Origin of the sequence: Actinomadura nitritigenes (assembly GCF_017573545.1) — a bacterium.
Lineage (GTDB): Bacteria > Actinomycetota > Actinomycetes > Streptosporangiales > Streptosporangiaceae > Spirillospora > Spirillospora nitritigenes.
Window position 1 is genome coordinate 12,411 of sequence record NZ_JAGEOK010000004.1, and the last position, 25,612, is coordinate 38,022.

At 74.0% G+C, this 25,612-nt stretch carries 21 protein-coding genes; 8 read left to right on the forward strand and 13 right to left on the reverse strand.

Translation table 11 applies throughout. The annotated features are described in order from the left end of the window. The 4 genes from J4557_RS06370 to J4557_RS06385 form a co-directional block, all read right to left on the reverse strand. Nucleotides 1–2,742, reverse strand: a complete 2,742-nt coding sequence (locus J4557_RS06370; protein WP_208265501.1) for an MMPL family transporter — start codon at nucleotides 2,740–2,742, stop codon at nucleotides 1–3. Nucleotides 2,743–2,842: 100 nt separating this feature from the next. Continuing rightward, a complete protein-coding gene (locus tag J4557_RS06375) occupies nucleotides 2,843–4,639 on the reverse strand; it encodes a fatty acyl-AMP ligase (protein ID WP_208265502.1) in 1,797 nt (598 codons plus the stop codon). A 268-nt stretch (nucleotides 4,640–4,907) separates the two neighbouring features. Continuing rightward, nucleotides 4,908–5,153, reverse strand: a complete 246-nt coding sequence (locus tag J4557_RS06380; protein WP_243775396.1) for a TFIIB-type zinc ribbon-containing protein — start codon at nucleotides 5,151–5,153, stop codon at nucleotides 4,908–4,910. 142 nt (nucleotides 5,154–5,295) lie between these two features. Then, the gene (locus tag J4557_RS06385) at nucleotides 5,296–7,044 is read right to left on the reverse strand and encodes a hypothetical protein (protein ID WP_208265503.1); all 1,749 of its coding nucleotides are present in this window, start codon (nucleotides 7,042–7,044) and stop codon (nucleotides 5,296–5,298) included. Between the two features lie 178 nt (nucleotides 7,045–7,222). Between J4557_RS06385 and J4557_RS06390 the strand changes: the two genes are divergently transcribed. After that, the gene (locus J4557_RS06390; RefSeq protein ID WP_307799469.1) at nucleotides 7,223–7,966 is read left to right on the forward strand and encodes an IclR family transcriptional regulator; all 744 of its coding nucleotides are present in this window, start codon (nucleotides 7,223–7,225) and stop codon (nucleotides 7,964–7,966) included. A gap of 47 nt (nucleotides 7,967–8,013) precedes the next feature. Here the strand turns inward: J4557_RS06390 and J4557_RS51560 are convergent, their stop codons facing one another. Beyond that, nucleotides 8,014–8,376 (reverse strand): YkvA family protein, encoded by a 363-nt coding sequence (locus tag J4557_RS51560; protein WP_208265504.1) that lies wholly within the window; start codon nucleotides 8,374–8,376, stop codon nucleotides 8,014–8,016. A gap of 269 nt (nucleotides 8,377–8,645) precedes the next feature. Between J4557_RS51560 and J4557_RS06400 the strand changes: the two genes are divergently transcribed. Continuing rightward, nucleotides 8,646–9,680, forward strand: a complete 1,035-nt coding sequence (locus J4557_RS06400; protein WP_243775397.1) for an alpha/beta hydrolase — start codon at nucleotides 8,646–8,648, stop codon at nucleotides 9,678–9,680. Between the two features lie 95 nt (nucleotides 9,681–9,775). Here the strand turns inward: J4557_RS06400 and J4557_RS50750 are convergent, their stop codons facing one another. From J4557_RS50750 to J4557_RS06415, 3 genes are all read right to left on the reverse strand, one after another. After that, nucleotides 9,776–10,342 (reverse strand): septal ring lytic transglycosylase RlpA family protein, encoded by a 567-nt coding sequence (locus J4557_RS50750; RefSeq protein WP_208265505.1) that lies wholly within the window; start codon nucleotides 10,340–10,342, stop codon nucleotides 9,776–9,778. Between the two features lie 557 nt (nucleotides 10,343–10,899). Further along, complete coding sequence (locus tag J4557_RS06410) at nucleotides 10,900–11,865, reverse strand: hypothetical protein (protein WP_208265506.1); 966 nt, start codon at nucleotides 11,863–11,865, stop codon at nucleotides 10,900–10,902. A gap of 245 nt (nucleotides 11,866–12,110) precedes the next feature. Next, a complete protein-coding gene (locus J4557_RS06415) occupies nucleotides 12,111–13,214 on the reverse strand; it encodes a ferritin-like domain-containing protein (protein ID WP_208265507.1) in 1,104 nt (367 codons plus the stop codon). Nucleotides 13,215–13,416: 202 nt separating this feature from the next. Between J4557_RS06415 and J4557_RS06420 the strand changes: the two genes are divergently transcribed. Further along, entirely contained in the window at nucleotides 13,417–14,592 is a 1,176-nt protein-coding gene (locus tag J4557_RS06420) for a sensor histidine kinase (protein WP_208265508.1), read from the forward strand. Then, a complete protein-coding gene (locus J4557_RS06425) occupies nucleotides 14,589–15,194 on the forward strand; it encodes a response regulator transcription factor (protein ID WP_208265509.1) in 606 nt (201 codons plus the stop codon). Before J4557_RS06420 ends, J4557_RS06425 begins: the two co-directional genes overlap by 4 nt. Before the next feature lie 40 nt (nucleotides 15,195–15,234). Here J4557_RS06425 and J4557_RS06430 read toward each other — a convergent pair whose 3' ends face one another. Then, entirely contained in the window at nucleotides 15,235–15,843 is a 609-nt protein-coding gene (locus tag J4557_RS06430; protein WP_307799471.1) for an LURP-one-related family protein, read from the reverse strand. 98 nt (nucleotides 15,844–15,941) lie between these two features. Next, entirely contained in the window at nucleotides 15,942–16,565 is a 624-nt protein-coding gene (locus J4557_RS06435) for a TetR/AcrR family transcriptional regulator (RefSeq protein ID WP_307799473.1), read from the reverse strand. A gap of 140 nt (nucleotides 16,566–16,705) precedes the next feature. Between J4557_RS06435 and J4557_RS06440 the strand changes: the two genes are divergently transcribed. From J4557_RS06440 to J4557_RS06450, 3 genes are read left to right on the forward strand one after another with little or no spacing between them, the layout of a single operon-like run. After that, nucleotides 16,706–18,040, forward strand: a complete 1,335-nt coding sequence (locus J4557_RS06440; protein ID WP_208265511.1) for a GH1 family beta-glucosidase — start codon at nucleotides 16,706–16,708, stop codon at nucleotides 18,038–18,040. Nucleotides 18,041–18,072: 32 nt separating this feature from the next. Next, complete coding sequence (locus tag J4557_RS06445; RefSeq protein ID WP_208265512.1) at nucleotides 18,073–18,357, forward strand: chorismate mutase; 285 nt, start codon at nucleotides 18,073–18,075, stop codon at nucleotides 18,355–18,357. A gap of 3 nt (nucleotides 18,358–18,360) precedes the next feature. Further along, nucleotides 18,361–19,059 (forward strand): hypothetical protein, encoded by a 699-nt coding sequence (locus tag J4557_RS06450; RefSeq protein ID WP_208265513.1) that lies wholly within the window; start codon nucleotides 18,361–18,363, stop codon nucleotides 19,057–19,059. Here the strand turns inward: J4557_RS06450 and J4557_RS06455 are convergent. Continuing rightward, nucleotides 19,056–19,688, reverse strand: coding sequence for a hemerythrin domain-containing protein (locus J4557_RS06455; RefSeq protein ID WP_208265514.1), 633 nt, complete (start codon nucleotides 19,686–19,688; stop codon nucleotides 19,056–19,058). The two genes, J4557_RS06450 and J4557_RS06455, sit on opposite strands and share 4 nt — an antisense overlap. Before the next feature lie 134 nt (nucleotides 19,689–19,822). Here J4557_RS06455 and J4557_RS06460 point away from each other — a divergent pair, with 134 nt between their 5' ends. Continuing rightward, entirely contained in the window at nucleotides 19,823–21,592 is a 1,770-nt protein-coding gene (locus tag J4557_RS06460) for a protein kinase domain-containing protein (protein WP_208265515.1), read from the forward strand. Here J4557_RS06460 and J4557_RS06465 read toward each other — a convergent pair. Beyond that, the gene (locus tag J4557_RS06465; protein WP_208265516.1) at nucleotides 21,573–22,781 is read right to left on the reverse strand and encodes an FAD-dependent monooxygenase; all 1,209 of its coding nucleotides are present in this window, start codon (nucleotides 22,779–22,781) and stop codon (nucleotides 21,573–21,575) included. The two genes, J4557_RS06460 and J4557_RS06465, sit on opposite strands and share 20 nt — an antisense overlap. Nucleotides 22,782–22,816: 35 nt before the next feature. After that, the gene (locus J4557_RS06470) at nucleotides 22,817–25,612 is read right to left on the reverse strand and encodes an ATP-binding protein (RefSeq protein WP_208265517.1); all 2,796 of its coding nucleotides are present in this window, start codon (nucleotides 25,610–25,612) and stop codon (nucleotides 22,817–22,819) included.

Consider the following 25,612-nt stretch of genomic DNA (forward strand, 5'->3'; position numbering starts at 1 on the left):
TCAGTCGGAGCTCCACGTCCAGCCGTCCCCGTCGGGCGACGGGACGATCCGGCGCCTGACGCGCGGGGGCCGGACGGGGCGGGGCTGCGGCTGGCCGTTCGCCCACGGGGCCCAGGGCGCCTGCGGCTGCTCCGTGCGCGCCGCCGAGGAGCGGGCGGCCGACGGGTGCGGGTCGCGGAACACCAGCTGCGGGCGTTCGCCGTCGGGCGGTCCGCTCGGGGTGGGCTGCAGGGCCGGCTGGAGGGCGCCGTTCGCGTCCAGCACCGGTGCCGCCGGAGGCGCGGCGGGCGCAGGCGGCGTAGCGGGCGCGGGCGGAGCCGCAAGTGAAGGTGCTACGGGAGCCGGGGGCGCAGGGGTCTCGGCCGTGCCCTGTTCCCAGTGCATCCGGTACGGGTACGGCTGCTCCTCCGGCAGGGGCGGCGGGACGGCGACGGCCGCGGCCCCCGCACCGGCGGCCACGCTGTGCTCGCGCAGGTCGATCTTGGCGTGCAGGAACGCGAGCGGGCCCGGCAGCCACCAGTTCGCCTTGCCCATGAACCGCATGGTGGCGGGGACGAGCAGGGACCGGACGAGCGCGGCGTCCACGACGACGGCGACGAACATGCCGACGCCGATCAGCTTCACGACGGTGATGCCGGCCATGCTGAACGCGCCGATGACGACGAGGAACAGCAGCGCGGCGCTCGTGATGATCCCGCCGGTGTGCTGCATGCCGCGGGCGACGGCGGCGCGGTTGTCGTGGGTGCGGTCCCATTCCTCGCGGATGCGGCTGAGCAGGAAGACCTCGTAGTCCATCGACAGGCCGAACACGACCGCGAGGATGAGGATCATGCTGGTGGCCTCGACGCCGCCGGTCGGGGTGAAGTTCAGGACGCCCGCGAGGTGCCCGTACTGGAAGCCCCAGACGATCGCGCCGAACGACGCGCCGATCGACAGGACGTTCATGACGATGGCCTTGAGCGGCAGCACGACCGAGCCGAAGAACATGAACAGCAGGAGGAACGTGGCGAGGCCGACGGCGATCGCCATCTTCGGCAGGCTGCGCATGAGGCTGGACATCAGGTCCATCTGCGCGGCGGTGCTGCCCCCGACGTCGATGTGCATCGGGTAGCCGTCCTTGACGAGGCTCATGCCGCGGATCCGTTTGACGAGGTCCTGGGCGTGCTCGTCCATCGGCTCGTACTTGTGCGTCACGGAGACGCGGACGCCGCCGTACGCGCCGGAGTAGCCGGTGAACTTCGCCTCGGTGACGCCCGGGAGCGCGGCGAGCTTCTTGCGGAAGTCCTCCAGGTAGGGCGGGATGTTGTCGCCCGACTTGGACGGCTTCCAGTCGCGCGGGATGAGGTCGCCGGAGATGACGACGTCGATGGGTTCGGCGGTGCCGTTCGGGAAGTCGGCCTTGACGTTCTCGACGACGGCGCGGGTCGGGCTGTCCTTCGGCAGGACGCGGGCGTCGATGCTGCCGAACTGGACGTGCAGGAACGGCCCGAACATGACGCCGAGGATCACCAGCACCACCGCGAAGTACGGCAGCGGGTGCTTCATGACGCTGTGGCCGAGCCGGTACCAGAAGCCGCTGTCGTGGTCGCGCTGCACGCGCTTGGACGTGGGGCGCCGCCACGGCATCCGGCCGCCCTCGACGCGCGGCCCGAGGATGGCGAGGAGCGTGGGGAGCAGCACGGTCGCGCCGAACACGGCGACCATGACGGTGGCGATTCCGGCGAGCCCGATCGTGCGCAGGAACATCTGCGGGAACAGCAGCAGGCCCGCGAGCGCGGCGGACACGGTGACGCCGGAGACCATGATGGTGCGGCCGGCGGTCGCGAGCGTCGCGGCGAGCGCGTCCTCGCGGAGCGGCCGCATCGCCTCCCGGTGCGCCTTCTTCGCGGCCTTGCGCGCCTGTTTCCCCCGTTCCCGCTTCCAGGGTTTGCCTGGCGGCACCCCCTGCGCGGCCATGCCGCGCTGCAGTTCCTCCCGGAACCGGCTGATGATGAACAGCGAGTAGTCGATCGCGAGGCCGACGCCCATCATCGTGACGACCTCGAGCGCGAAGGACGTCACGTCGGCGGCGTAGGTGACGATGTGCAGGACGGCGAGGCCGCCGACCATCGAGAACAGCGCGACCAGCAGCGGGAGCGACGCCGCGACGACCGCGCCGAACAGCAGGATCAGCAGGATCAGCAGCGGCAGCGCGGTGATCGTCTCCGCGCGGACGATGTCGGCGGTGACCTGCTCGCCGAACTCCTGCCCGAGCGGGACGGCGCCGCCGAACCGCACGGTCAGCCCCGGCGCCTTCAACCGCTCCTTGATGTCCTGGTAGTTCTTCAGCTTGGTCGGGTCGTCGCCCTTCAGCTTCAGCGCGACGAACGTCTCGTGCTTGTCGCGGGACGCGAACGACACCGCGTCCTTCTCGTCCAGCGCCCAGTAGGAGATGATCTCCTCGACGCGGTCCTTGGGGAGCCGCGCGACGGTGCTGATGACGCCGGCCTCGTAGCGCGGGTCGTCCACCGTCATCGTGTCGCTCTTGTAGAGGACGAGGACGTCGGGGTTCGTGCTGCCGAAGTAGGTGGCGCCGAGCCGTGCGACGAGGGTCGAGGACGCGTTGGGGTCCTCGAAGCCGCCCGCCTTGAACTTCGCGAAGACGCCGAGCCCCCAGGCGCCGGCCACACCGGTCAGCAGCAGGATGCAGACGAGGCTGATCCACCGCCGGCGGTGGATGAGACGCCCCAGCCCCGAGAGCATGGTCCTCCTGTGTCGTCGCGGCCGCGGGGCGCGGCGCCCCGCGGCCCCCTGTCGAGCCGATGCCGTGCGGCGGCCTCGCCCCGTGCGTGCGAGGCCGAGACTACTTGCGGGACGCCAGCCGCGCCGCCGTCGTCGGCAGCGCGCCGTCCAGGTACCGCTGCCGCGTCGCCGCGCGGGCGATCTTGCCGCTGGACGTGCGGGACACCCCGCCCGGCTCGACGAGCAGGAACGCGTGCACGCTCATCTCGTGCTCGACGTTCACGGCGCCGCGCACCGCCGACTCGACCTCGTCCAGGTCCAGCCGGCCGAGCGGCACCCGCCGGTTCCGCTCGGCGACCACGACGAGCCGCTCGGTCTCCTCGCCGGGCAGCGCGAACGCGGCGACGAAGTCGGGCCGGATCGCCGGGTGCGCCTCCTGCGCGGTGACCTCGATGTCCTGCGGGTAGTGGTTCCGGCCGTCGACGATGATGAGGTCCTTGATGCGGCCGGTGACGTACAGCTCGCCCTCGTGGACCACGCCGTAGTCGCCGGTCTTCATCCACGGCCCGGCGGGCAGGTCGCCCGGCTCGGCGAGCTCGCCGCCGAAGGTGTCCTGGCTGCGCTCGGAGTTGCGCCAGTACCCGGCGGCGGTGTTCGGGCCGTGCACCCAGATCTCGCCGACGTGCCCGTCGGGCTGCTCCGCGCGCGCGTCGGGGTCGACGATCGCGACGATCTGCCCGGACGGCCGGCCGCACGACACCAGCGTGCTGGCCCGGTCCGCGCCGGGGTCGCAGAGCCGCACCTCGCCCTGGGTGAGGACGTCCCGGTCCACCGAGATGATCTTCGGAGGGACGTCCTCGGCCGCGGCGGTGACGAACACCGTCGCCTCCGCCAGCCCGTACCCGGGGGCCTGCGCGCCCGGGCGCAGGCCCGCCGGCGCGAGCGCCTCCGCGAACGTCGACAGCGTCGACGTGCGGATCGGCTCCGCGCCGTTCAGGCACGTCGTCAGCCCGGACAGGTCCAGGCCCGCCAGCTTCTCCGGGGACGCCATCGACGCCACGTACTCGTACGCGAAGTTCGGGCCCGCCGTGTACACGTTCTTGCCCGGCCGCTGCGCGATCAGCTGGAGCCAGCGCATCGGGTTCATGATGAACGACACCGGGTCGGTGTAGATCGCGTGGTCACCGCGCACCAGCGGCAGCGCCATCGTCGCGATGAGGCCCATGTCGTGGAACAGCGGCAGCCAGCTCACCAGCTCAGGGTCCGGCTTCTCCGGCGCCCACCCGGCCCACAGCTGCGCCGCGTTCGCCGTCACGTTCCCGTGCGTGATCTCGACGCCGGCGGGACGGCGCGTCGACCCCGAGGTGTACTGCAGGTACGCCAGGTCGTCGAACCCGATCGGCTCGTCCTCCCAGGACGCGGCGAGCCCCAGGTCGACCTCCTCGGCGAAGAGGATCTCCTTCGGCTGCGGGACGTCGTGGTCGGCGAGGAACTTCTCCACGTGCGGCAGCGCGTTCCGGGTCGTGACGATCACCGCGGGCTCGCTGTCGGCGTACGCGCCGATCAGCCGGTCGGCGTGCCCCGGCAGGTCGGGCGAGAACAGCGGCACCGCGATGACGTGCGCGTACATCGCGCCGAGCATCGTCATCATGTACTCGAGGGTCTGCGGCAGCAGCAGCGCGGCCCGCTCGCCGGGGCCGGTCACCTGCCGCAGCGCGGTCGCCGTCGCGCGGGCGCGCCGGTCGGTCTCGGCCCAGGTGAGGGTGATGTGCTTGCCGGACGGGTCCAGCGAGTAGTCGACGAAGGTGAAGGCCGGGGCGTCCGGCTTCTCCCGCGCCCACCGCGCGACCCGCTCGATCAGCGGGGTGCGGCCGGAACCGCCGGGGAGGAGTTCGGGAAGCAGCGAGCCCAATGCCATTGATCAATCTCCCGAGGGGACGGGCCGGGCGGGCCATCGTGGGGGGTGGGCGCCGTCGGCGGTGCGTGCGGTCGGCCGGACGACTCGTCTGGCGCCCCCCGGCATGCGGCGATGATCGTGAAGCTACCGGATGGTAGGCAGCGCGCGATATTAGCTGCGCACCACATTCGCCGCGGCCGGGTTTGTCACCCCCGTGACAAGAGGAAATGCCTTTTCACGTCTGGGCGCCGACACCGTTACCGACCGTGTGCGCAGTAGTGGTCCACCGCTAGTGGTCCGCGAAGATCTGCTGCATGATCCCACGCCGGTGCCGTCCCTGGTAGGTGGTGTCGGGGTTCTCGACCTCGGGGAGTTCGGCCAGGTAGCGGCTCTCCGCGTCGATCAGCTGCTCCAGTTCGCCGCGGTCGAGGAACACGCCCTTGCATCCCGGGCATTCCTCGATGACCACGCCGTGCCGTTCGTGGGTGTCGAGCGCGGACGCGCACTTCGGACACTGCATCGTCGCGTCTGACATACCGGATCCCCTGTCCGTGACCGCAGCTTTACTGTCAGCGAATCAGCTTACTGACACGATCTCCTATTTGGCACCGTGCGGGACGTTCGCGAACGAATCGCCTGCGGCCGGGCGTCAGATGCCGGGTGTCAGATGCCGGATGTCAGATGTAGGCGCCGCCTCGGGCGGCGGCCTCCGCCCTCGCCTCGGCCGCGCGGGTCTCCGCGCGGTACAGCGCGATCCGGCGCCGCCAGAGGCCGAAGCACGCGGCGCCCCACAGCAGCCCGATCTCCGCGACGATCGCGACACCGAGCACCACCGCCCAGTCGGCACCGTCGCCCTGCTCCATCCCGACCGGCGACACCAGCGTCATCCGGCCGTCGCCGCGGTCGGTGCCGTCGCTCGTCGTGCCCGCCATGGCCTGGCTGTTCGGCACCGGCATCGCGCCCGGCGCGTTCAGCGGCGGCAGCGCGACGCCCGGCCGCCCCGGGGACGGCACGACCGGCAGGTCCGGCACCTGGCCCTGCTTCACGTGCCCGCCTCCGGCGGTGCCGCCGTAGCCCGCACCGCCGTGCGTCCCCGCCCAGTCTCCGGCCGGGTATCCGTCCTCGGTCGACGGATCGCTCCAGGCGGACGCCCCGCCGTGATGCCCGTGCTTCCCGCCGGCGGCGGGGGCGTCGTCGTCCCACGGCGCACCGACCTCGGACGGCGCGTCATCGCCGTACGACCAGGTGTGATGGCCGTGCGCGCCGCTCCCGCCGGCGGTACCGCCCGGCACGCCCCCGTCAACGGTCGCGCTGTGCTGCTTCGGCACGGTGTACTGCTTCGGCACGGTGTGCTGGCTCAGCGGGGCCTGCTGGCTCGGCGCGGCGTGCTGCTTCGGGGCCGCGTGGTGGCTCGGCATGTCGTAAGCCGCGGCGCCCTGGTCGGCCGGCGTCCCGTGATGCGGCCGCTTCCCATGCCCGGACGGCTGACCGTGCGCGGGTGGTCGACCGTGCGCAGGCGGCTTCCCGTGTGCGGGGGCCTGGGCATCGGTGGGCGCTTGAACCGGCGGCATCGGCTGGACGGGGTGGGCACGCGGCTTCGGGCGAGGTGGCTGCGGCGGTCCGGCATGGTGCACCGGCCGCCCCTGATGCGACGGCGGCCGCTGGTGCTCAGGCCGACCCTGGTTCGCGGGGTGGGGCCGGTCGGGACCGGTCGTCGCCGGGGGCTTGGCGCAGGGCGAGGCGGGTGCGGCCTCCTGCGGACGGGCGCTCTGGCCCTGCGGCGCGCCCTGGGGCGGGGCGGCGTTGCCGCCGGGGGCTGCGTCCTGGCAGGGCCTGCCCGCGCCCGGTGCGTCGGCGGTGCAGTGCGCGTCGCCCTCGTTGGGTGCGGGCTGGGGCTGGGCGGGCGGGGCGTCGGCCGTGGCGGACTGGCCGCCGCCGGACGGGAGGTCGAGGACGGCGCGGGACGTGCGGGGTCCGGCGTTGTCGGCCGCGGTGACGGTGACGATAGACGGCCGCACATCCGGCGGGCGCTCCACGGCGGAGGCCGGGACGGAGACGGTGGCGGTCCTCGTCACCGTCGCGCCGCCCACGTCGCCGAGGTCGCAGCGCAGTTCGTGGCCGGAGTCCAGCCGGGCGCAGCCCGGCGGGCGGTCCGCCCAGCTGAGCGGGTCGGCGGCGAGGAGGCGCAGGACGGCGTGGTGCGCGACGCCGCCTTCGGCGCGGACGCGGACGGTGTGCCCGAGCGCGTAGGCGGGCCAGGCGACGGCGCCCGCGGACGTCGAGGTCTCGGTGAGCAGCCGGACGTCGGACGGGTCGGCGTTCGCGGACGCCCCGGAGAGCATCATCGGCGGGACGGCGAGCGCGCCGCCCGCCATGATCGCACCGACGCGCGCCCTGCTGCGTGTCCTGCTGCCACCGGTTCGCACGGGGTCCCCTTTCGCGGATTCACTGTCTCTCTGGCGTCCAGGGGGGCGGCCGACTCATCGCAGTCCGTAGTCATTCATTGCCAGAGTGTGGCCATGAGTAACCCGACCGACCCCCTCTTTCGCGTAGTGAAATCAGATCTCCGTAGAATCGGGGGATTCGCGAGGAGAGGAGACGCGGGTGGCGGAGGCCGTACGGTCGCTGGAGCGCGCGTTCGAGCTGCTGGAGCATCTGGCGGACGCGGGCGGCGAGATGGCGCTGTCGGAGCTGACCGAGGTGTCCGGGCTGCCGATGCCGACCATCTACCGGTTGATGCGGACGCTGGTGAACCACGGGTACGTGCGGCAGGAGCCGTCGAAGCGGTACGCGCTGGGCCCGCGGCTCATCCGGCTCGGCGAGGGCGCGAACCGGCTGCTGGGGACGTGGGCGCGCCCCGTCCTGGCACGGCTGGTGGACGACGTGGGCGAGACCGCGAACATGGCCGTGCTGGAGGGCGACGAGGCCGTGTACGTGGCGCAGGTGCCGTCCAAGCACTCGATGCGGATGTTCACCGAGGTGGGGCGGCGGGTGCAGCCGCACTGCACGGGCGTGGGGAAGGCGCTGCTGTCGCAGCTGCCGGACGAGCGGGTCCGCGAGATCCTCGGCCGGACGGGAATGGCCGCGCACACGCCGAACACGTTCACCGACCAGGACGCGCTGCTGGCCGAGCTGCGCCGCGTCCGCGAGCAGGGCTTCGCGGTGGACGACGAGGAGCAGGAGATCGGGGTCCGGTGCGTCGCCGTGCCGTTGCGGGGCGCCCCCGCGCTGACGGCGCTGTCGGTGTCGGGGCCGTCCGGCCGGATGACGCACGAGGCGGTCGCCGACGTGGTCCCGATCGTGCGGGACGCGGCGGACCGCTTCGCCAAGGAGCTCGGCGGCGCCTGACGCGTCCCGTCCCGGGCGGCGCCTGACGCCGCCCGGAGCCAGGGCGGCTAGTCGATCGGCTCGCCCACGATGACGGTCGGGCGGCCGCTGCGCTCCCACATCACGAAGTCGCCGGCGGACTTGACGAGCACCGCCGCGAGCCACAGCGCGAGCCCGGTGTCGTCGGCGATGCCGGCGATCGGGATGACGTCCGGGATCGCGTCGATCGGGGAGATGATGTACACGAGCCCGAGCGCGAGCAGGCCGAGCGTCCCGAAGGACATGCCCTTGTACTGGCCGCGCAGGACCGACTTCAGCATGCGCGGCACGGCCCGGAACCGCTCCCAGAAACCGGGCACCTCGGGCTGGAGGGTCTCGCTGTAGATCTGCCAGGCCTGCCCGGCGGCGGCCGTCCTGCGCTTCCTGTCCACAGGTGTGCTCCTCGGTCAGGGGTCGTGAGGGCGCGCCCCCGCAGCGCCCACGTCCCTCTATGACGCGACTCATGCCGGTTTTGTTCCCTTGTGCGGATCATGAGGCCCGGATCACAACCGGCGCGCCGCGGCGGTCGCCGTAATGATCGTCAACGGGCGGCGGAACGATGGCCGCACGGCACCGATCGGGTTACCTCAGGTGAGGTCTTCGTCACTCTCGCGGCCAACGTGCGGTGATTGCGGCGCAAGATCCGGCGGCCGCTGCGAGCATGAGAGGTCCTCGAGGGAGGGGCGCCGCCTCCCCGGGGCACGACCGGCACCGCCCGTCGAGCACGCAGGAGCTGATCCACGACATGAGCGGCGACCATCTGAACAGACCCGTCCACGGCACCGTGGCGGGCGCCGCCTACGTGGCGCTGCCGCCCACCGCGGTCGACGCGACCGCGTCCGGGCCGACCCGGCTGATGCTCGCCTGGCCCGGCTTCGACCCGCCGCGGACCGCGGCCGCGCTCGCGGCGGCGATCCCGATGACGGGCGTGCCGGTGTGGCGCGTCTACCTCGACCTGCCCGGCCGCTCGCCGGGCGGGCTCGGCTCGGGCGCGATCCTGGAGACCGAGGCCATCGAGGCGTACGGCCGCGCGGTCGAGCAGGCCGCGGCCGGGCTGCCCGCCGCGGTCGCCGGGCTGCGCCGCGACCTGGCGCTGCCGGACGGGCCCGTCGCGCTCGCCGGGTTCAGCGCGGGCGCCGCGACGGCGCTGCTGGCCGTCGCGCGCGGCGAGGTCGCGGTGAGCGCGGCCGCCGCCGTCGCGCCCGTCGTCGCCCCGGCGCGGGCGGCGCGCGCGGTGGAGCGGCGCGCCGGGCGCGACCGGGCGTGGAGCGAGGCCGCGCAGGAGCTCGCCGACCGCCTCGACCTCGGCGCGCTCGCGGGCGACATCGCCGCGCGGGACGTGCCGCTGCTGCTGGTCGGCGGCGCCCGCGACCGGGTCGTCCCGGCCGGCGAGGTGACCGCGTTCCGCGACGTGCTGCAGCGGCGCGGCGCGGGCGCGGTGGAGCACGCCGCGTTCCGGATGGGCCACGCGCTCGCCGCCGAGCCCGGCACCGAGCCGCGCCCGCCGATCACCGACGCCGTCCGCGTCGACGGCCTGCTCACCGACTGGTTCCGGGAGCGCCTCGCGGACGTCAGGCCCGAGGAACCACAGGCCGAGCAGTGGGAGTCCGGGCAGGAGCAGGACGCCGCGCCCGCCGCCGCGCAGGTGGACACCGACACCGCGCCCTATCCGGCCCCGGCTCCCGTCACACGCTGACGCGCCGCCGCGCCGGCGGGCCGGCGCGCGGGCACGCGTCGTCCGCCTCGCGGGCAGCATCGAGCGCCCGCGAGGCGGGTTGCGCGTGGTGGAGCTCAGCCCTTCGAGAGGACCTCGTAGCGGACCGGGATGACGCCCGATCCCGTGCCGCCGACCTTCTTCATCGCCGCGGTGGACAGGTCCAGGCAGCGGCCGCCCGCGTACGGGCCCCGGTCGTTGATGCGGACGACGACCGAACGGCCGTTGTTCTTGTTGATGACGCGGACCTTGGAGCCCATCGGCAGCGTCTTGTGCGCCGCGGTGAGGGCGCTCGGGTTGAAGGGCTCGCCGCTCGCGGTCATCTGCCCCTCGCCGTAGAAGGACGCCTCGCAGGTGCCGGACTGCAGGACCTTCGCCTTCTTCTGCGGCCTGGCCTTGTGCTCGGCGACGGCCTCCGACCGCGCCTTCTTCTTGGCCTTCTTCCCGAGGTGCTTCGGGTCCGCCTCGCGCGGCCCGCCGCGGCTGGCCCGGGACGGCTCCGGCCTCGGCGGGTCCGCCTTCGGGACGGCCGCGCCCGGCGCGGTCTGCGCGGCCTGGGCCGAGTCGGCCGGGGCCTTGCGGCCGTTGACGACGGCGAACGCGCCCACCGCGAGAACGGCGGCGGCGACGCCTGAAACGATCATTAGGGTGCGCAGTCGGGGCCGCGGAAGGCGGGCCCGAAGGCGCGCGTGAAGACGATGTCGTTCGTCAGGGTTGCCCACGAAGAATCCTTCGGTAGGGGACAGGACCCCGGACGCCCGGCGTTTCTCAGCGCCGTTCTCGCGGCGCGCCGGGGCGACCTCCTCGTCCCCCGAGTCCCGCACCGCCCATGGGCTCCAAGGCCCGTCTGCGCGCTCTCGCTGAGCGCGGCCGCGTCATCGCGGCATCGGCGTCCGGCAGGTGCGGCTGCGATGCATCTTCACTTTTGATCTCGAAAGCGCCGCACAAGTCCTTGACCGTACGTTGCGCCCGGAGTGAATCAAGCGCAGGCCCGAACAATGTGGGGTTTGTCACCTCTCTTTTTGCCCAGCGAAGCCGATCGACTTCGCTGGGTGAGCGCATTTCAAGATCCAATTTACTCGCCATGGAAGGTGTGATCTCGGGCATATAACAAGCGTTCGTTAGGCAGCAAAACGGGGCGTTCCGGGATGCACTTTGCATCTCCGGAACGCCCCGCTTCGAGGTGATTCGACGGGTGCGGTCAGCGCAGCGCGGGCAGCCTCGGCAGGTAGACCGGCGGACCGTACAGCCCGTCCACCAGACCGTCGGCCGTCAGCCCGCCGTCCCCGGCGCGGCGGGTGCCGGACGGCCGCTCGCGCGTCTTCAGCACGTTGACGACGCTCCCGACCTGCGACTGCATCGTGTTCACGGTGTCGCCGGTCTCGCCGGTGAGGCTCTGCGGCGCCGGCTCGGCGCGCCGCAGCCCCGCCTCGTCCGGGACCACCATCGAGATCGGCGCGGCGGAGCGCAGCGAGGCGGCGTCGCTCGGCAGGCCGAGGGCCACCGCGTCGCCGAGCGGCCCGCCGCCGGACGCTCCGGGCGCGGCGGACCGGCCGTTCGGCAGCGCCTTCCCGACCTTGCTGCGCACGACCCGCTTCGGGACGGACGTGACGCGCCCGACGACCCGTCCGGGCACCTTGGCGGCCTCCCCGACCGGTGCCGGCAGCCCGGACGCGGCGCCAGGCCCGGAGGCGGCGCGGTCCGTCGCGGGGAGGCAGCTCCCGCTGCGCGGCGCGGAGATCGGCGCGCCGTCCCGGCCGGGCGTCAGCGCCATCGTCTGGTGCGGCAGCAGCCGCGTGACGCGGGTGCCGTCGACCGTCTTCATCGGGTCGGTCCGGCAGGCGCGGGCGGCGGCGCCCGGCACCGAAGCGGTGCGAGACACGGGCAGGCCCTTGCCCAGGCCCGCGCCGCGCCCCGGACGGGTCGCGGAGGCGACCGCGCCGTCCGCGGTGCCGGTCGCGGACTCCACGGTGCGGCTCGCGGTGTCCGAGGCGGGGGCGGGCGGCGCCACCGGCGGCAGCGCCGGGCCGACCTGGCCGACCGTCCCGTAGACGAGGTCGGCGACCGGGCCCTGCACGGCGTTCGCCGGCGACGCCGACAGGGCCAGCGCCGCGGCCAGCGGGGCCGCCGCGGAGAGGCCCAGCAGATTTCTGGCGGATCGGTTCATGCGTGTTTTCCCCCGACATTCTCGGATCGACTCTGCGCGGTGTGCGTGCGCCCGTGGCGTGCGTTCTCCGGCGCACCGTCGAGCGGGCACGTTAGTACAACCGGGATGCCGCGCATGCCGAATACGGAAATCGATCGGGGGCGGACGGGGAAGATCTACGGAAATGCGACGCGGGGGCGCCCGTGGGCGCCCCCGCGTTTCACCGCGCCGTTACTCCGGCGCGCGGGCCTTCCGGCGGCCCCGCGTCACTCCGCGCCGAGCGCGATGGCGTCGGCGACCTCGGTCTTGCGGGCGGCCAGCTCGGCCGCGTACTTCTCCTCGTCGACCTTCTCGGCGATCTCCTCGTCCTGCCGCATCAGCGCTTCGAGGTCGGCCTTGGCATTGTCGAGGACGCCCATGTCGGCATAGGCGGCCTTCACCTTGTCGCCCCAGAGGCCGACGTCCCGGACGCACGGCACGATACGGCTGAAGAGCAGCGACTGATAGAGCGTGTACATATCCGAGTTGTCGACATATTCCATGCACTTGTCGACCGGCATGTTCAGCTGCTCGAACACCTCGCGGCCCTTGAACCGGTCGCGCATCAGGTAGCAGCCCTCGACCACGAACTCCTCGCGCTCGGCCCGCTCCTTGTCGGTCAGCTGCGCGTAGTAGTCCTTGAGCGCCAGCCGGCCGAACGCGACGTGCCGCGCCTCGTCCTGCATGACGTACGCGAGCAGCTGCTTGACCAGCGGGTTCGTCGACATGTCCCGGTACAGCCCGAACGCGGCGAGGGCGAGGCCCTCGATGAGCACCTGCATGCCGAGGTAGGGCAGGTCCCACCGGCTGTCCTCCAGGGACTCGGCGAGCAGCTTCGCCAGGTCCTGGTTGATCGGGTAGTACATGCCGATCTTCTCGTGCACGAACTTCGCGTACAGCTCGACGTGCCGCGCCTCGTCCATCGTCTGCGTGGCGGCGTAGAACTTCGAGTCCAGGTCGGGCACCGACTGGACGATGCGCGCCGACACGTTCAGCGCGCCCTGCTCGCCGTGCAGGAACTGGCTGAACAGCCAGGAGCCCTGGTGGCGGCCGAACTCGTCCCGCTCCTTCTGCGACATCTTGTCCCAGATGTCGGAGCCGATGAGGGGGTTGAAGTTCTCCGGCAGCCCGGCGACGTTGACCGGATCGACCTCAAGGTCCCAGTCGATGCGCTTCGTCGCGTCCCACTGCTTGTCCTTGCCCTTCTGGTACAGGCTCAGCAGCCGGTCGCGGCCCTCGTCGTACTCCCAGGTGAACCGGGCGTCGCCTGCCATGGGCACGTTCCACGTCTCCGTGGGCACGGGCGTGGAGTAGAGGTCGTAGGAACTCACGGGGGATCCTCCTCGGGGTGGCGCCGCACCGTCGCGACGCGGGGTGTGCTCCGCCCACCGCTTTACATACCTTCGTAACATGTAAAGCGCGAGCAGACCAGACCCCATGCACGGGCAAGACGACCATGACAAAAGTCATGCCGGAGCCACGACAACGCTCACTAACCTTCCGACCTGGGCACCGGCATACGATTCAGGCGTCATGACCATGAGGCTCTTCGACAGCGAGGATCTGGACGGGCCCAATCCCGGCCGGTCCCGGCGGCGCCGCGCGTTCTGGTCGACGTTCGGGCTCATCTACATGATCCCGCTCGCCCACGTCGTCGCGGGCTACACCGGGATCAAGCTCGCCCTCGCCGTGCTCGGATCGGGCGCGTTCATCGGCCTGTACTACGCGACGCCGCTGAGCATGCGCAGCTGGGTCGACCCGATCGGTCCGCTCACCCGCACGCTGCTCGCCGCGTTCGCGGTGGTCAGCGCCGTGCTGCCGTTCGCGTTCGGGGACGAGTGGGTCGGCACCCCGGTCTACCTGTCGATGATCTGCGCGATGGCGCTGCCGATGGACCGGGTGCTGTGGGGCATCGGCGGCGCGACCGCGCTGGCCTCGCTGCAGTGCGTGCTGATCGACGGCGCCGAGGGGGCGCTGCCGGTCATCGCCGTCACGTCGCTGTCGCTCGGGCTGATGATGGTCGGGTTCCGGCACGCGCGCACGCTCGTCCAGCAGCTCCGGGTGGCGCGCGGCGAGGTCGCCCGGCTCGCCGCCGCCGACGAGCGGCTGCGCATCGCCCGCGACCTGCACGACCTGCTCGGGCACAGCCTGTCGCTGATCGTGCTGAAGAGCGAGCTGGCGCGGCGGCTCGGCGAGCAGGACACCGCCCGCGCGATGGCGGAGGTGCGCGACATCGAGTCGGTGGCGCGCCAGTCCCTCGCCGACGTCCGCGCCGCGATCTCCGGCTACCGGCAGCGCGACCTCGCCGGGGAGCTGGACGGCGCCCGCGCGGTGCTGGCGGCCGCCGAGGTCGAGGCCGCCGTGCGGACGTCCGGCGCGCCGCTGCCCGACCCGGTCGCCGGGCTGTTCGGCTGGGCCGTCCGGGAGGGCGTCACCAACATCGTCCGGCACGCCCGCGCCCGCCGCGTCACGATCAGCGTCGGCCGGGACGGCGGCGCGGCCACCCTGGAGATCGTCGACGACGGGTGCGGGAAGCCCGGCGAGGGGCACGCGCCGGGCCACGGCCTGGAGGGCCTCGCGGAGCGGGTCGCGGACGCGGGCGGGACCGTGGCGGCGGGCCCGCGCGACGGCGGCGGCTTCCGGCTGGCGGTGCGCGTCCCGCTCGACCCGGTCGGCGCGGAGAGGGCGGCGGTAGAGTCCGCCACGTGATCCGCGTGATGCTCGCCGAGGACCAGAGGATGGTGCGCGGCGCCCTGGCCGCGCTGCTCGGCCTGGAGGCCGACCTCGAGGTCGTCGGCGAGGCGTCCGGCGGCACGGAGGCGGTCGCGGTCGCGGCCCGGACCCGGCCGGACGTCGTGCTGCTGGACATCGAGATGCCGGACCGGGACGGCCTCGCCGCCGCGCCGGAGATCCGCGCCGCCGCCCCCGACTGCAAGATCATGATCCTGACGACCTTCGGCCGGCCCGGCTACCTGCGCCGCGCGATGGAGGCCGGCGCGTCGGCGTTCCTGGTGAAGGACGGCCCGGCGCAGGAGCTGGCCGCCGCGATCCGCCGGGTCGTCGCGGGCGAGCGCGTCATCGACCCCGCGCTCGCCGCCGCCGCGCTCAGCGCGGGCCCGAACCCGCTGTCGCCGCGCGAGCGCGACGTCTTGGAGGCGGGCGCGGACGGCTCCACGATCGCCGACATCGCGGGCCGGCTGCACCTGTCGGAGGGGACCGTCCGCAACTACCTGTCGTCCGCCATCAACAAGGTCGGCGCCCGCAACCGCATCGAGGCCGTCCACACCGCCCGCGCCCAGGGCTGGCTCTGACCGGGCCGCCCGCCCCGCGGGACCGGGCGGCCGGTCGCGGCTAGCGGGACTGGAGGGCGTCCAGGGCCACGGCCTGGGCGACGACGAGGCGGCGGTCCAGGCGCGGGTCCTTGATGTCGACCACGTAGCGGTCGCGGAGGCCGAACTTCTTCTCCACCGAGAAGACGACCTGGTCGCCCGCGTGGAAGTCGAAGTGGTACGGCCACGCGAACGGCAGGTTCTCCGCGTACGGGATGAAGTTCCACAGCCGGCGCAGCACCGCGACGAACTTGTTGCGCTCGCTGCCCGTCGTCACGCCGAGGCCGGGCTGCTCCAGATGCCAGGTCGAGGCGATCAGCGACTTCTTGAAGTCCTTGCGGAAGACCCCGATGGGCTGCCCGTTCGCGTCGGTGATGTCGTAGGCCGACGCGAGGTCGATGCGCTTGCGCGCCTTGAAGCCGAGGATCGGGCGGGTCTTGGAGTCGTCGGCGTAGAGCGTGACCTGCTCCTTGAACGCCAGCCGCTTCTGCTGCGCGAACGCGAGCAGTTCGCCCTCCCCGCCGTCCGGGGTCTCGGCGTGCACCTCGTACTGGTTGACCATCAGGCGGACCCGCTGCCGGATCAGCAGCCGGTTCTGCGCCTGGAGCCGCTCTGCGTCCAGCGAAATCACCCTCGTCCCGTCGTGTTTTCGCGCGAGTCTGCCACAAACGACGAGTTGAGGGAGATGTCCGGACGAAATACGAAAAGGTGTCCGGCGAGGGGCGCGGGTCAGGCCTCCTGGATGTGCCCCGCGAGGTACCCGTGGATCAGCCGCTCCGCCTCCGCGACGATCAGCGGGTCGCCGTCCGGGTCGCGGCGGAAGGCCATCTTCAGCACCGCGTCGCCCGCCTCCACCGCGATGGCCAGCGCGGTGGCGAGGCCCGGGGTGTCCTGCACGCCGAACGTCTCGACGATCATCTCGCGCAGCCGGTCGGCGACCACCGCGTTGTTGTCGGCGTCGGAGTCGAGCAGGTTCACGTCGGCGACGTCGCCGAAGCGCAGCACCCGGAACCCCGGCACGGTGCGGTGCATCTCGACGAAGATCTCGATGATCACGCCGACGGTGTCGGACCAGTCGGCGAACGCGCCGGAGGCGAGCCGGGCCGAGATCCGCTGCCCGAACACCTCCAGGTTGCGCAGCGCGAGCGCCTGCGCGACGGCCCGCTTGTCCGGGAAGAACTGGTACACCGAGCCGATCGCGACCTCGGCGCGCTGCGCGATCCGCGTGGTGGTCAGGCCGTCGTAGCCGTCCTCGTCGAGGATGTCCGCGCACGCGTCGAGCATCCGCTGGACGCGTTCGGCGCTGCGGCGCTGGGCGGGACGTCGGCGGAGCGGCGTGCGGATCTCGGTCACGCCACCATTGTCACCCGAACGCGCCATGCTCGGTCATGGCCCGCACGGCGATCCCCACCCCGCGGTCACGGGACCCTTCCGCCGCGACCACCCCGCCCCGTAAAGTCCGAAGGGAATTCGCGTTCAGGGGAAAGGTACGGATGGGGTTTCCGGAGGGCTTCCGCTGGGGCGTCGCGACCGCCGCCTACCAGGTCGAAGGCGCCGTGCACGAGGACGGCCGCGGGCCGTCGACCTGGGACGTCTTCGCCCACACCCCCGGCCGGGTGCGGGACGGGCACACCGGTGACGTCGCCTGTGACCACTATCACCGGTGGCCGGAGGACGTCGCGCTGATGAAGGAGCTCGGCGTGAACTCCTACCGGTTCTCCCTGGCCTGGCCCCGCGTCCAGCCGTCCGGCAGCGGCGCCGCCAACCCGCGCGGCCTGGACTTCTACGACCGGCTCGTCGACGCCCTGCTCGCCGCCGGCATCGAGCCCGCCGTCACCCTCTACCACTGGGACCTGCCGCAGCCGCTGGAGGACGCCGGCGGCTGGATGAACCGCGACACCGCCTACCGGTTCGCCGAGTACGCCTACCGGGCCGCCGACCGCCTCGCCGACCGCGTCGGCATGTGGATCACGCTGAACGAGCCGGTCGTCGTCACCGCCTACGGGTACGCGTTCGGCGTCTACGCGCCCGGCCGGACCCTGATGCTGGACGCGCTGCCGACCGCCCACCACCAGCTCCTCGGCCACGGCCTCGCCGTCACCGCGCTGCGCGGCGGCGGCGCCCGCCGCGTCGGCCTGACCAACCACTACTCGCCGGCCTGGCCCGCCGATCCGGAGTCCGCCGCCGACCGGGACGCCGCGCTCGCGTTCGACGCCTTCATGAACCGGATGTTCACCGACCCGGTCCTGACCGGCGCCTACCCCGACCTCACCGCGCTCGGCGGCCCCGACCTCGCGCCGTACGTCCACGACCTGGACATGTCGGTCATCGCCTCGCCGATCGACTTCCTCGGCGTGAACTACTACCAGCCGACCCGCCTCCAGGCGCCGCCCGCGGGCGGCCCGCTCCCCTTCGACATGGTGGACATCACCGAGTACCCCGTGACGGGGATGGGCTGGCCGATCGTCCCCGACGCGTTCCTGTCCCTGCTGCGGACGCTGCGCGCGCGGTACTCGAACGGGCTGCCGCCGCTCTACGTCACCGAGAACGGCTGCTCGTTCCCCGACGAGGTCGCCCCCGACGGCACGGTCGACGACACCGCCCGCATCGAGTTCCTCGACGCGCACATCGCCGCGATGCGGACCGCCATCGACGACGGCATCGACATCCGCGGCTACTACGCCTGGTCGCTGCTCGACAACTTCGAGTGGGCCGAGGGGTACCACCCGCGCTTCGGGCTCGTCCACGTCGACTACGAGACGCAGAAGCGGACGCCGAAGAGGTCGTACGCCTGGTACCGGGACCTCATCACCGTGCCGCCGAAGTGACGCGTACCGGACGTCCCTGCCAGGATCCCGGTATGGATTCCCTCTCGGACGTCCGCGCCCGCATCGACGCCATCGACGGCGACCTCGTCCGGCTCCTCGCCGAACGGCAGGGGCTCGTCCGTGCCGCCGCCGCGTCCAAGGCCGACGCGGGCGCCGTCCGCGCGCCCGGCCGCGTCGAGCAGGTCGTCGCCCTGGCGCGCGAGCGCGCCGCGTCCGCCGGCCTGTCCCCCGAGGTCGCCGAGGCGGTCTGGCGGGCGATGATCGGCGCGTTCATCGACCTCGAACTGGACGAGCACGCCCGCCGCACCGCCCCCTGACCGATGTACGCGGAGGCGGTCGAGGCCCTGTACGAGGCGTTCGCCGGCGTCCCCCGCCCGGCCCGCGTCCACGGCTGCTCCTGCTGCGTCGCCGCCGGCGAGGACCGGCCGCTGCTCGCCCGCCCCCTGCGCGACCTCACCGCGGAAGACCTCGCGAGGTACGCGGCGAAGGCCCTCGGCACGTGGGGCGACGAGGAGGACTTCCGCTACTTCGCCCCTCGCCTGCTGGAGCTGGCCGCCGACGACGCGTTCGCCTACCCCGACCCGGAGGCCGTCTTCGGCAAGCTCTCGCGGGCCGGCTGGGAGCGGTGGCCGCAGCGCGGCGCGGTCGCCGCGTTCCTCGACGCCTTCTGGACGCGCTCGCTCACCGGCCATCCCGGACCGCTCCGGATCCGGACGGCCCTGTGCGCGCTCGGCTGCGCCACCGGCGACGTGGCGCCGCACCTCGCCGCATGGGGCCGGCTGGCGTCCCCCGCCGCGATCAGGCACCTGCACGACTTCACCGCCGATGACCTGGTCTGGAGGCGCGGACACCTCGCCCCGCGCATCGCCTGCCCGGGCCGGCCCTACGACCAGGTCGTCTCGTGGCTCTTCGACGGCGCCGCCGTCCGCGCGGTCGGCGACGCCTTCGAGCGGGCGGAGGACGAAGACGCCCTCGCCCTCCTCGCCGAGATCGACTCGACGCTCCGCGGCCTCCCCTAGGAGCGGGCACCCCACAGGTCGAGGGCCTTGTACGCGGGGACCCACTCGTTCTCGTAGGCCGCGCGGACGGGCTCGGGAAGCGGCGCCAGCATCGCCGCCGCCGCGGCCTCGGACGCGCCGTCCAGCATCCACGGGATGACCCGCGGCCCGTCCGGGCCGACGTACTTGCCGCTGGCCTGGCCGAACTCCAGCCACTGCGCCTCGGACAGGGTCGCGTCGATCAGCGCGAGCGCCTCGTCCTCCTCGTGCTTGAGGTGCCCGCCCAGCGCGGTGGCCAGCGTGTCCGTCAGCTCCCCGAGACGCGCGGGCCCGGACTCGCGGTCGGCGAGCGCCGCGTCGATCGCCTCGATCACGGGGTCCACCGCCGCGTGCTCGGCCTCCATCGCGTCCAGCAGGGCCAGCCCGTCCGGGCGTCCGGCGAGGGCCTCGCGCATCACCGGCCACAGCGCCTCGTCCTCCGCCGTGTGGTGCGCGTGCAGCGCCTTCTTGAACAGCTCCCACCCGGTGGCGGTGGCCAGCACCCGCCGGGGGTCGTCGTCCGGACGCGCGGTGACCTCGGCGATGTGCCGCAGGTCCCGGCGCAGCGCGTCGTGGAAGGTGTACATCGACGACATGTCCAGCTTGCTCATCGCGTTCTCCTCAGGCCGATCGGGTCGTTCACAGCACTGACGGACGGCGCGGCGCCGATGTGACCGCCTCGGCGGAGGGATTCCGCGCGGGATCGGTAGGCTTTCCAGCTCCCCCTTGCCTTGGAGGTCCGCGCATGGCGGAACCACGCCCGCTGCGTCCGAACGACCCGCGCGAAGCCGGCGGGTACCGGCTGACCGGACTGATCGGCGAGGGCGCCCAGGGGACCGTCTACCTGGGCGAGTCCGGAACCGGTGAGCGCGTCGCGGTGAAGGTGCTGCGCGCCTCGCTCGACGGCGACGAGCGGGCCAGGACGCTGTTCGAGCGGGAGCTGTCGGCGGTGCGGCGGGTCGCGCCGTTCTGCACGGCGCGGGTGCTCTCCGCCAGCGTCCCGGCGGACGGGCCCGGCGGCGACGCGCCCTACATCGTCAGCGAGTACATCGAGGGGCCGTCCCTGCGGGAGCTGGTCGGCGGGCGCGGGCCGCTGCCGGAGGCCGAGCTGCGGCGCCTCGCCATCGGCACGGCGACGGCGCTCGCCGCGATCCACGAGGCGGGCGTCGTGCACCGCGACTTCAAGCCCGCGAACGTCCTGCTCGGCCCGGACGGCCCCAAGGTCATCGACTTCGGCATCGCGCGGCCGCTGGAGGCCACGTCCGCGACGATGACGGGCGCGGTCGGCACGCCCGCGTACATGGCGCCCGAGCAGGTGTCGGGGGCGGCGGGCGGGCCGCCGCTGGACATGTTCGCGTGGGCCTGCACCATGGCCTACGCGGCGAACGGGGCGCCGCCGTTCGGCACCGACACCGTCCCGGCGATCATGCACCGGGTGCTGTACGCGCCGCCGGCGCTGGGCGTGCTCGGCGGCGAGGTCGGCGCGATGGTCGCGGCGTGCCTGGAGAAGGACCCGGCGCGGCGCCCGACGGCGCTCCAGGTGCTGGTCCGGCTGCTCGGCGAGGACGGGAGCGAGGACCACCTGCTGGAGGAGGGCACGTCGGCGGCGGCGACGCTGACCGCCGCGGCGCTCCCGCCGCCCGCCGCCGCGCCGCCTGTGCCGCCCGTGGCGCCCGCCGGGCCGCCGCCCATGCCGCCCGGTATGGGGACGGCGCCCGGCGCGCCTCCCGGGCCGCCGTTCCTCCCGCCGGGTCAGACCGTCCCCTCCGGACGGCCGGGCCCGCGGAAGGGCGGCAGGGCACTGGTCATCGTGGGCGCGGTCGCCGCCGTGGCGCTGCTCGCGGCGGGGACGGCCACCGCCGCCGTGCTGCTCAAGGACCGCGGCGGCGACGGCGGCCGCCCCTCGGCGAGCCGGACGACCCCCTCGGGCGGAACCGTCGGCATCAGCGGCAACTGCCGCTACACGCCGTCGTCCAGCGGCGACGTGAAGGACGTCGGGACGCCTCCGGCCACCGCGAAACTCCCCGCGACCGTCCGCGCCGAGCTGAAGACGAACCTCGGCACCGTGGACATGGACCTCGACGGCGCCAAGGCGCCCTGCACCGTGAACTCCTTCACGTACCTGGCGGGGAAGAAGTTCTACGACGGGACGTCCTGCCACCGGCTCACGACGTCGGCGGCCCTCAAGGTGCTCCAGTGCGGCGATCCGTCCGGGACCGGGTCGGGCGGTCCGGGCTACGCCTTCGCGAACGAGAACGCGTCCGGCGCCAAGTACGCGCGCGGGACCGTCGCCATGGCGAACGCGGGGGCGAACACCAACGGGAGCCAGTTCTTCATCGTGTACGGCGAGGCGGACATCCCCGCCGACTACACGGTGTTCGGGCACGTCACGTCCGGGATGGGCGTCATCGACAAGGTGGCGAAGGCCGGCACGGACGGCAGCGCCGTGGGGGCCGACGACGGCAGGCCCAAGCTGAAGATCACCATCGGGCGCCTCACGACGTCGGCCGCGTAGGCGCGGCCGGCACCCCGGCGTAGTCGGGGAGGTCGATCCCCTCGGCGGTCCTGCGGGCGATCTTGGCGGCCATGTTCTTGCCCGGCAGGTACGGCAGCAGCTTGTAGTACCGGTTCAGGACCGCGATCGCGGCGCGGCTCGACGGCATCATCAGCTTGGCGACGCCGTCGCCCATCTTCTGGCAGCCCGCCGCGTAGTCGCGCAGGACGTCCTCGTAGCGCGCGAAGGCGACCCGGTGGTCACCGCGCGCGGCGGCCAGCTCGCCCGCGAGGACGTAGGCGCCGACCATCGCCAGGCCGCTGCCCATGCCGGACAGGGACGACGGGCAGTAGGCGGCGTCGCCGAGGAGCGCGACCCGGCCGCGCGACCAGCCGTCCACGCGGACCTGCCCGACCGAGTCGAAGTAGAAGTCGGGGGCGTGCCGCATCTCGGCGAGCAGCCGGTCGCACTCCCAGCCGGTGCCGGCGAACCGCTCGGTGAGGATCCGCTGCTGCGCCGCCACGTCGCGGCGGTCGACCTCCGTCTCCGGCGACCCGAAGTAGAACGCGGCCCTGGCCTCGGTGTTGTCGCGGGCGCTGTAGACCGACGCGAGCTGCCCGCCGGTCCGGTAGACGTGGCCCGTGTACCGGAGGCCGAGGTGGTTGGGGACAGTGAAGATCGCGCAGTGCACGCCGAGGCCGCGGACGTACCGCTCCTCCGGCCCGAACGCGAGGCGGCGGACGTTGGAGTGCAGCCCGTCCGCGCCGATGACCAGGTCGAACCGGCGCGGCGCGGACCGCTCGAAGGCGACGGCCACCCCGTCGGCGTCCTCGTCGAGGGAGGCGATGGAGTCGCCGAAGATGTACTCGGTGGTGCCGCGGGTGGCGTCGTGGAGGATGCGCGAGAGGTCGCCGCGGAGGATCTCGACGTCCCCGGCGAACAGGTCGGCCGCCATCGTCGCGACGGGCCTGCCGGCCTTGTTCACGTACGCCATCGCGCCCATGCCGGTCTTCGCGCGCTGGACGTCGCCGAGGAGGCCCATGCGGCGCAGGACGGTCAGGTGCGCCTCGCCGCGGAAGTCGACGGCGTAGCCGCCGTCGCGGAAGCCGGCGGTGTTCTCGACGATCGTGGTGGCGAAGCCGTAGCGGGCGAGCCAGTGGGCGAGCGCGGGGCCGGCGATCGAGGCGCCGGAGATCAGGACGTTCTTCATGCCGGTGAGCGTGCCGGGGCGCGCTCACCGGAGGCTCACCGCCGGCTCACCGCCTCGATGACCTCCTCGTCGAGGCCGGCGAGGCGCAGCGCGTCCGCCCTGCTCAGCACCTCCGCCGGGCCGCCGCCCGCTCCATCGGCCGCCGGGCCGCCGTCCGCGGACACGCCGTCCGCCGGTGCGGCGCCGGGCGGGGCGCCGCGCAGCGCCGCCGCCGCGCCCGACAGCCGGGCCGCCCGCTCCGCCGCGCCCTCCGCCGCCGCCAGCCCGGCGAGGGCGTCGACCGCGCGGGCGGCGTCCATGAACGCGCCCCGGGACGCCGCGCCCCCGGCCGCCTCCCGGAACCGGGACCGGGCCGCGCCCTGGTCGCCGCGCGCGGCGGCCACCCGGCCGAGCCCGATCAGCGCGGTCGCGCGCCCGCCGACGCTCTTGATCCAGTGCGGGTCGAACCGGTCGAGGGCGTCCGAGTACAGCCGCTCGGCGGTGCCGAGGTCGCCGTCGAGGAGCGCGATGTCGCCGAGGCCGCGCAGCGCCGCCGCGAGGTAGGTGGCGCTGCCCGCACGGCGCGCGACGGCCGCGGCGCGCTCGTAGTCGGCGCGGGCCGCGTCCCGGTCGTCGCCGATCCGGTGGTCGCCGCGGTTGACGAGCAGGTCGGCGGTGTCGTCCAGGGCGCCGAGCTGCTCGGTGAGGACGAGGGCCTCGTCGGTGAGCGCGACCGCGGTGGCGCGGTCGCCGCGGTGGGCGGCGAGCCCGGCGAGCGCGTCCAGCGCGAGGGCGGTGCCCCAGCGGTCGCCGAGCACGCGGAACCCGCGCACCGCCGCCTCGAAGTCCCGCCCGGCCCGCTCGGCGTCGCCGGTGGCGAGCGGCTCGAACCCGGCGATGAAGTGCGCGGCGGCCCGCGCCCACGGGTCCGGCCCGTCGCGCCGGGCGAGGACCAGCGCGTACGCGGAGTGCGCGTCCGGCTCGTCCGCGCGGCGCATCATCCACAGGAACGGGAGGGCCGGGTGGCGGCCGGTCCTCCCGTCCGCCCACACCGCTTCGAGCGCCGCCTCCGCCGCCGTGCGGTGCCGCCGCCACACCTCGCGGCCCGCCGCGTCCGCCCCGGCGTGCAGCACGCACGTCGCGTACTCCTCCTCCAGGCCGGGCGGCGGGACGGGGCCCGCGGCGTCCAGCAGCGCGGCGGCCTGCGCCGCGACCGACACCCCGCGGATCCACAGGTAGCCCGCCATCGCCGCCGACAGCCGCAGCCCCGTCGGCACGTCCCGCGCCTCGGCGGCCCGGCTCAGCGCGGCCAGCAGGTTGCCGTGCTCGGCCCCGAGGACCCGCAGCCATTCGAGCTGGCCGGCGCCGCGCAGCTGCGGGTCGGCGGTCCGCGCCAGCTCCAGGAAGTAGCGCGCGTGCGCGTCCCCGGCCTCGCCGGGGTCGCCGCCGCGCTCCGCCCCGTACGCGCGGATCGTCTCCAGCATCCGGTACCGGCCGCCCGACAGCTCCAGCAGCGACTTGTCGACGAGCGCCTCCAGCGCGTCGCCGTCGTCGCCGCACACCTCCCGCGCCGCGTCCGGCGTCGCGCCGCCCGCGAAGACGGTGAACCGCTCCGCGGCGCGCCGCTCGCCGCCGGTCAGCAGGTCCCAGCTCCACGCGACGACCGCGCGCAGCGTGCGGTGCCGCTCGTCCGCGGTGCGGCTGCCGCGCGACGGGACGCCGAGCCGGTCGCCGAGCCGGTCCCCGAGGTCGGCGACGTCCATGGTGCGCAGCCGCGCCGCCGCCAGCTCGATCGCGAGCGGCAGGTCGTCCAGCGCCGCGCAGATCCGCCGGACGGCCCGCGGGTCCGCCGCGAACCCGCGCCGCACCGCCGACGCCCGCGCGGTGAACAGCCGGACGGCCGAGTCGCCGTCCAGCGGGCGGACGGGCCACAGGTGCTCGCCGGTGATGCCGAGCGGTTCGCGGCTGGTCGCGAGGATCCGCAGCCCCGGGCACGCGGCGAGCAGCCGCGCGGCGAGCGCGGCGACCGCGTCCACGACGTGCTCGCAGTTGTCCAGGACGAGCAGCAGCGTCCGGTCGGCGAGCGCCGCGGCGAGCCGGTCCTCCGGGTCCTTCGCGGCGTCCGGGGCCTGGAGGCCCGACTCGCGCAGGCCGAGGGCGCCGAGCAGCGCGCGCGGCAGCGACGCGCCGTCCCGCAGCGGCGCCAGTTCGGCGAAGCACGCCGGCCCGGCCGCGCCGCGGCCGCCGGTCCGGCCCGCCACCTCGACGGCCAGCCGCGTCTTCCCGACCCCGCCGGGCCCGGTGAGCGTCACCAGGCGCGCCGTGCCGAGCAGGTCCGCGACGCCTTCGACGTCGCCGTCGCGGCCGACGAGCGCGGTCAGCGGCGCGGGCGGCCGCACCGGCGCCGGGGCCGGGTCGCCGCGCAGCAGGTCCCGGTGCAGGGCGGCGAGGTCCGCGGACGGGTCCGTGCCGAGTTCGTCGGCGAGCCGGCGCCGCGTCTCCTCGAACACCACGAGCGCCTCGGCCCGCCCGCCGCCGTCCCGCAGCGCCCGCATCAGCAGCCCGGCGAGCCGCTCGCGCAGCGGATGCCGTCCGAGGAGTTCCCGCAGCTCGGGCACCACGTCGCGGTGGCGGCCCCGGCCCAGGTCGGCCTCGATCCGGTCCTCGCGGGCGGCGAGCCCGCGCTCTTCGAGCCGCACGGCCTCGGTCTCGGCCCGCGGCACGTCGGCGAGCGCCGGTCCGCGCCACAGGGCCAGCGCCTCGCCGAGGAGCGCGGCCGCCCGTTCGGGATCGCCGTCGCGCAGCGCGGCCCGGCCCTCGTCCGCGAGCCGTTCGAACCGTCCCGCGTCCAC

Bases quoted from the DNA above. Each gene is read 5' to 3' on its own strand.
- J4557_RS06410 (WP_208265506.1), bottom strand. From the start codon at position 11,865: ATGAACCGATCCGCCAGAAATCTGCTGGGCCTCTCCGCGGCGGCCCCG.
- J4557_RS50750 (WP_208265505.1), bottom strand. From the start codon at position 10,342: ATGATCGTTTCAGGCGTCGCCGCCGCCGTTCTCGCGGTGGGCGCGTTC.
- J4557_RS06380 (WP_243775396.1), bottom strand. From the start codon at position 5,153: ATGTCAGACGCGACGATGCAGTGTCCGAAGTGCGCGTCCGCGCTCGAC.
- J4557_RS06465 (WP_208265516.1), bottom strand. From the start codon at position 22,781: ATGAAGAACGTCCTGATCTCCGGCGCCTCGATCGCCGGCCCCGCGCTC.
- J4557_RS06450 (WP_208265513.1), top strand. From the start codon at position 18,361: ATGTACGCGGAGGCGGTCGAGGCCCTGTACGAGGCGTTCGCCGGCGTC.
- J4557_RS06440 (WP_208265511.1), top strand. From the start codon at position 16,706: ATGGGGTTTCCGGAGGGCTTCCGCTGGGGCGTCGCGACCGCCGCCTAC.
- J4557_RS06460 (WP_208265515.1), top strand. From the start codon at position 19,823: ATGGCGGAACCACGCCCGCTGCGTCCGAACGACCCGCGCGAAGCCGGC.
- J4557_RS06455 (WP_208265514.1), bottom strand. From the start codon at position 19,688: ATGAGCAAGCTGGACATGTCGTCGATGTACACCTTCCACGACGCGCTG.
- J4557_RS06370 (WP_208265501.1), bottom strand. From the start codon at position 2,742: ATGCTCTCGGGGCTGGGGCGTCTCATCCACCGCCGGCGGTGGATCAGC.
- J4557_RS06445 (WP_208265512.1), top strand. From the start codon at position 18,073: ATGGATTCCCTCTCGGACGTCCGCGCCCGCATCGACGCCATCGACGGC.
- J4557_RS06400 (WP_243775397.1), top strand. From the start codon at position 8,646: ATGAGAGGTCCTCGAGGGAGGGGCGCCGCCTCCCCGGGGCACGACCGG.
- J4557_RS06420 (WP_208265508.1), top strand. From the start codon at position 13,417: ATGACCATGAGGCTCTTCGACAGCGAGGATCTGGACGGGCCCAATCCC.
- J4557_RS06375 (WP_208265502.1), bottom strand. From the start codon at position 4,639: ATGGCATTGGGCTCGCTGCTTCCCGAACTCCTCCCCGGCGGTTCCGGC.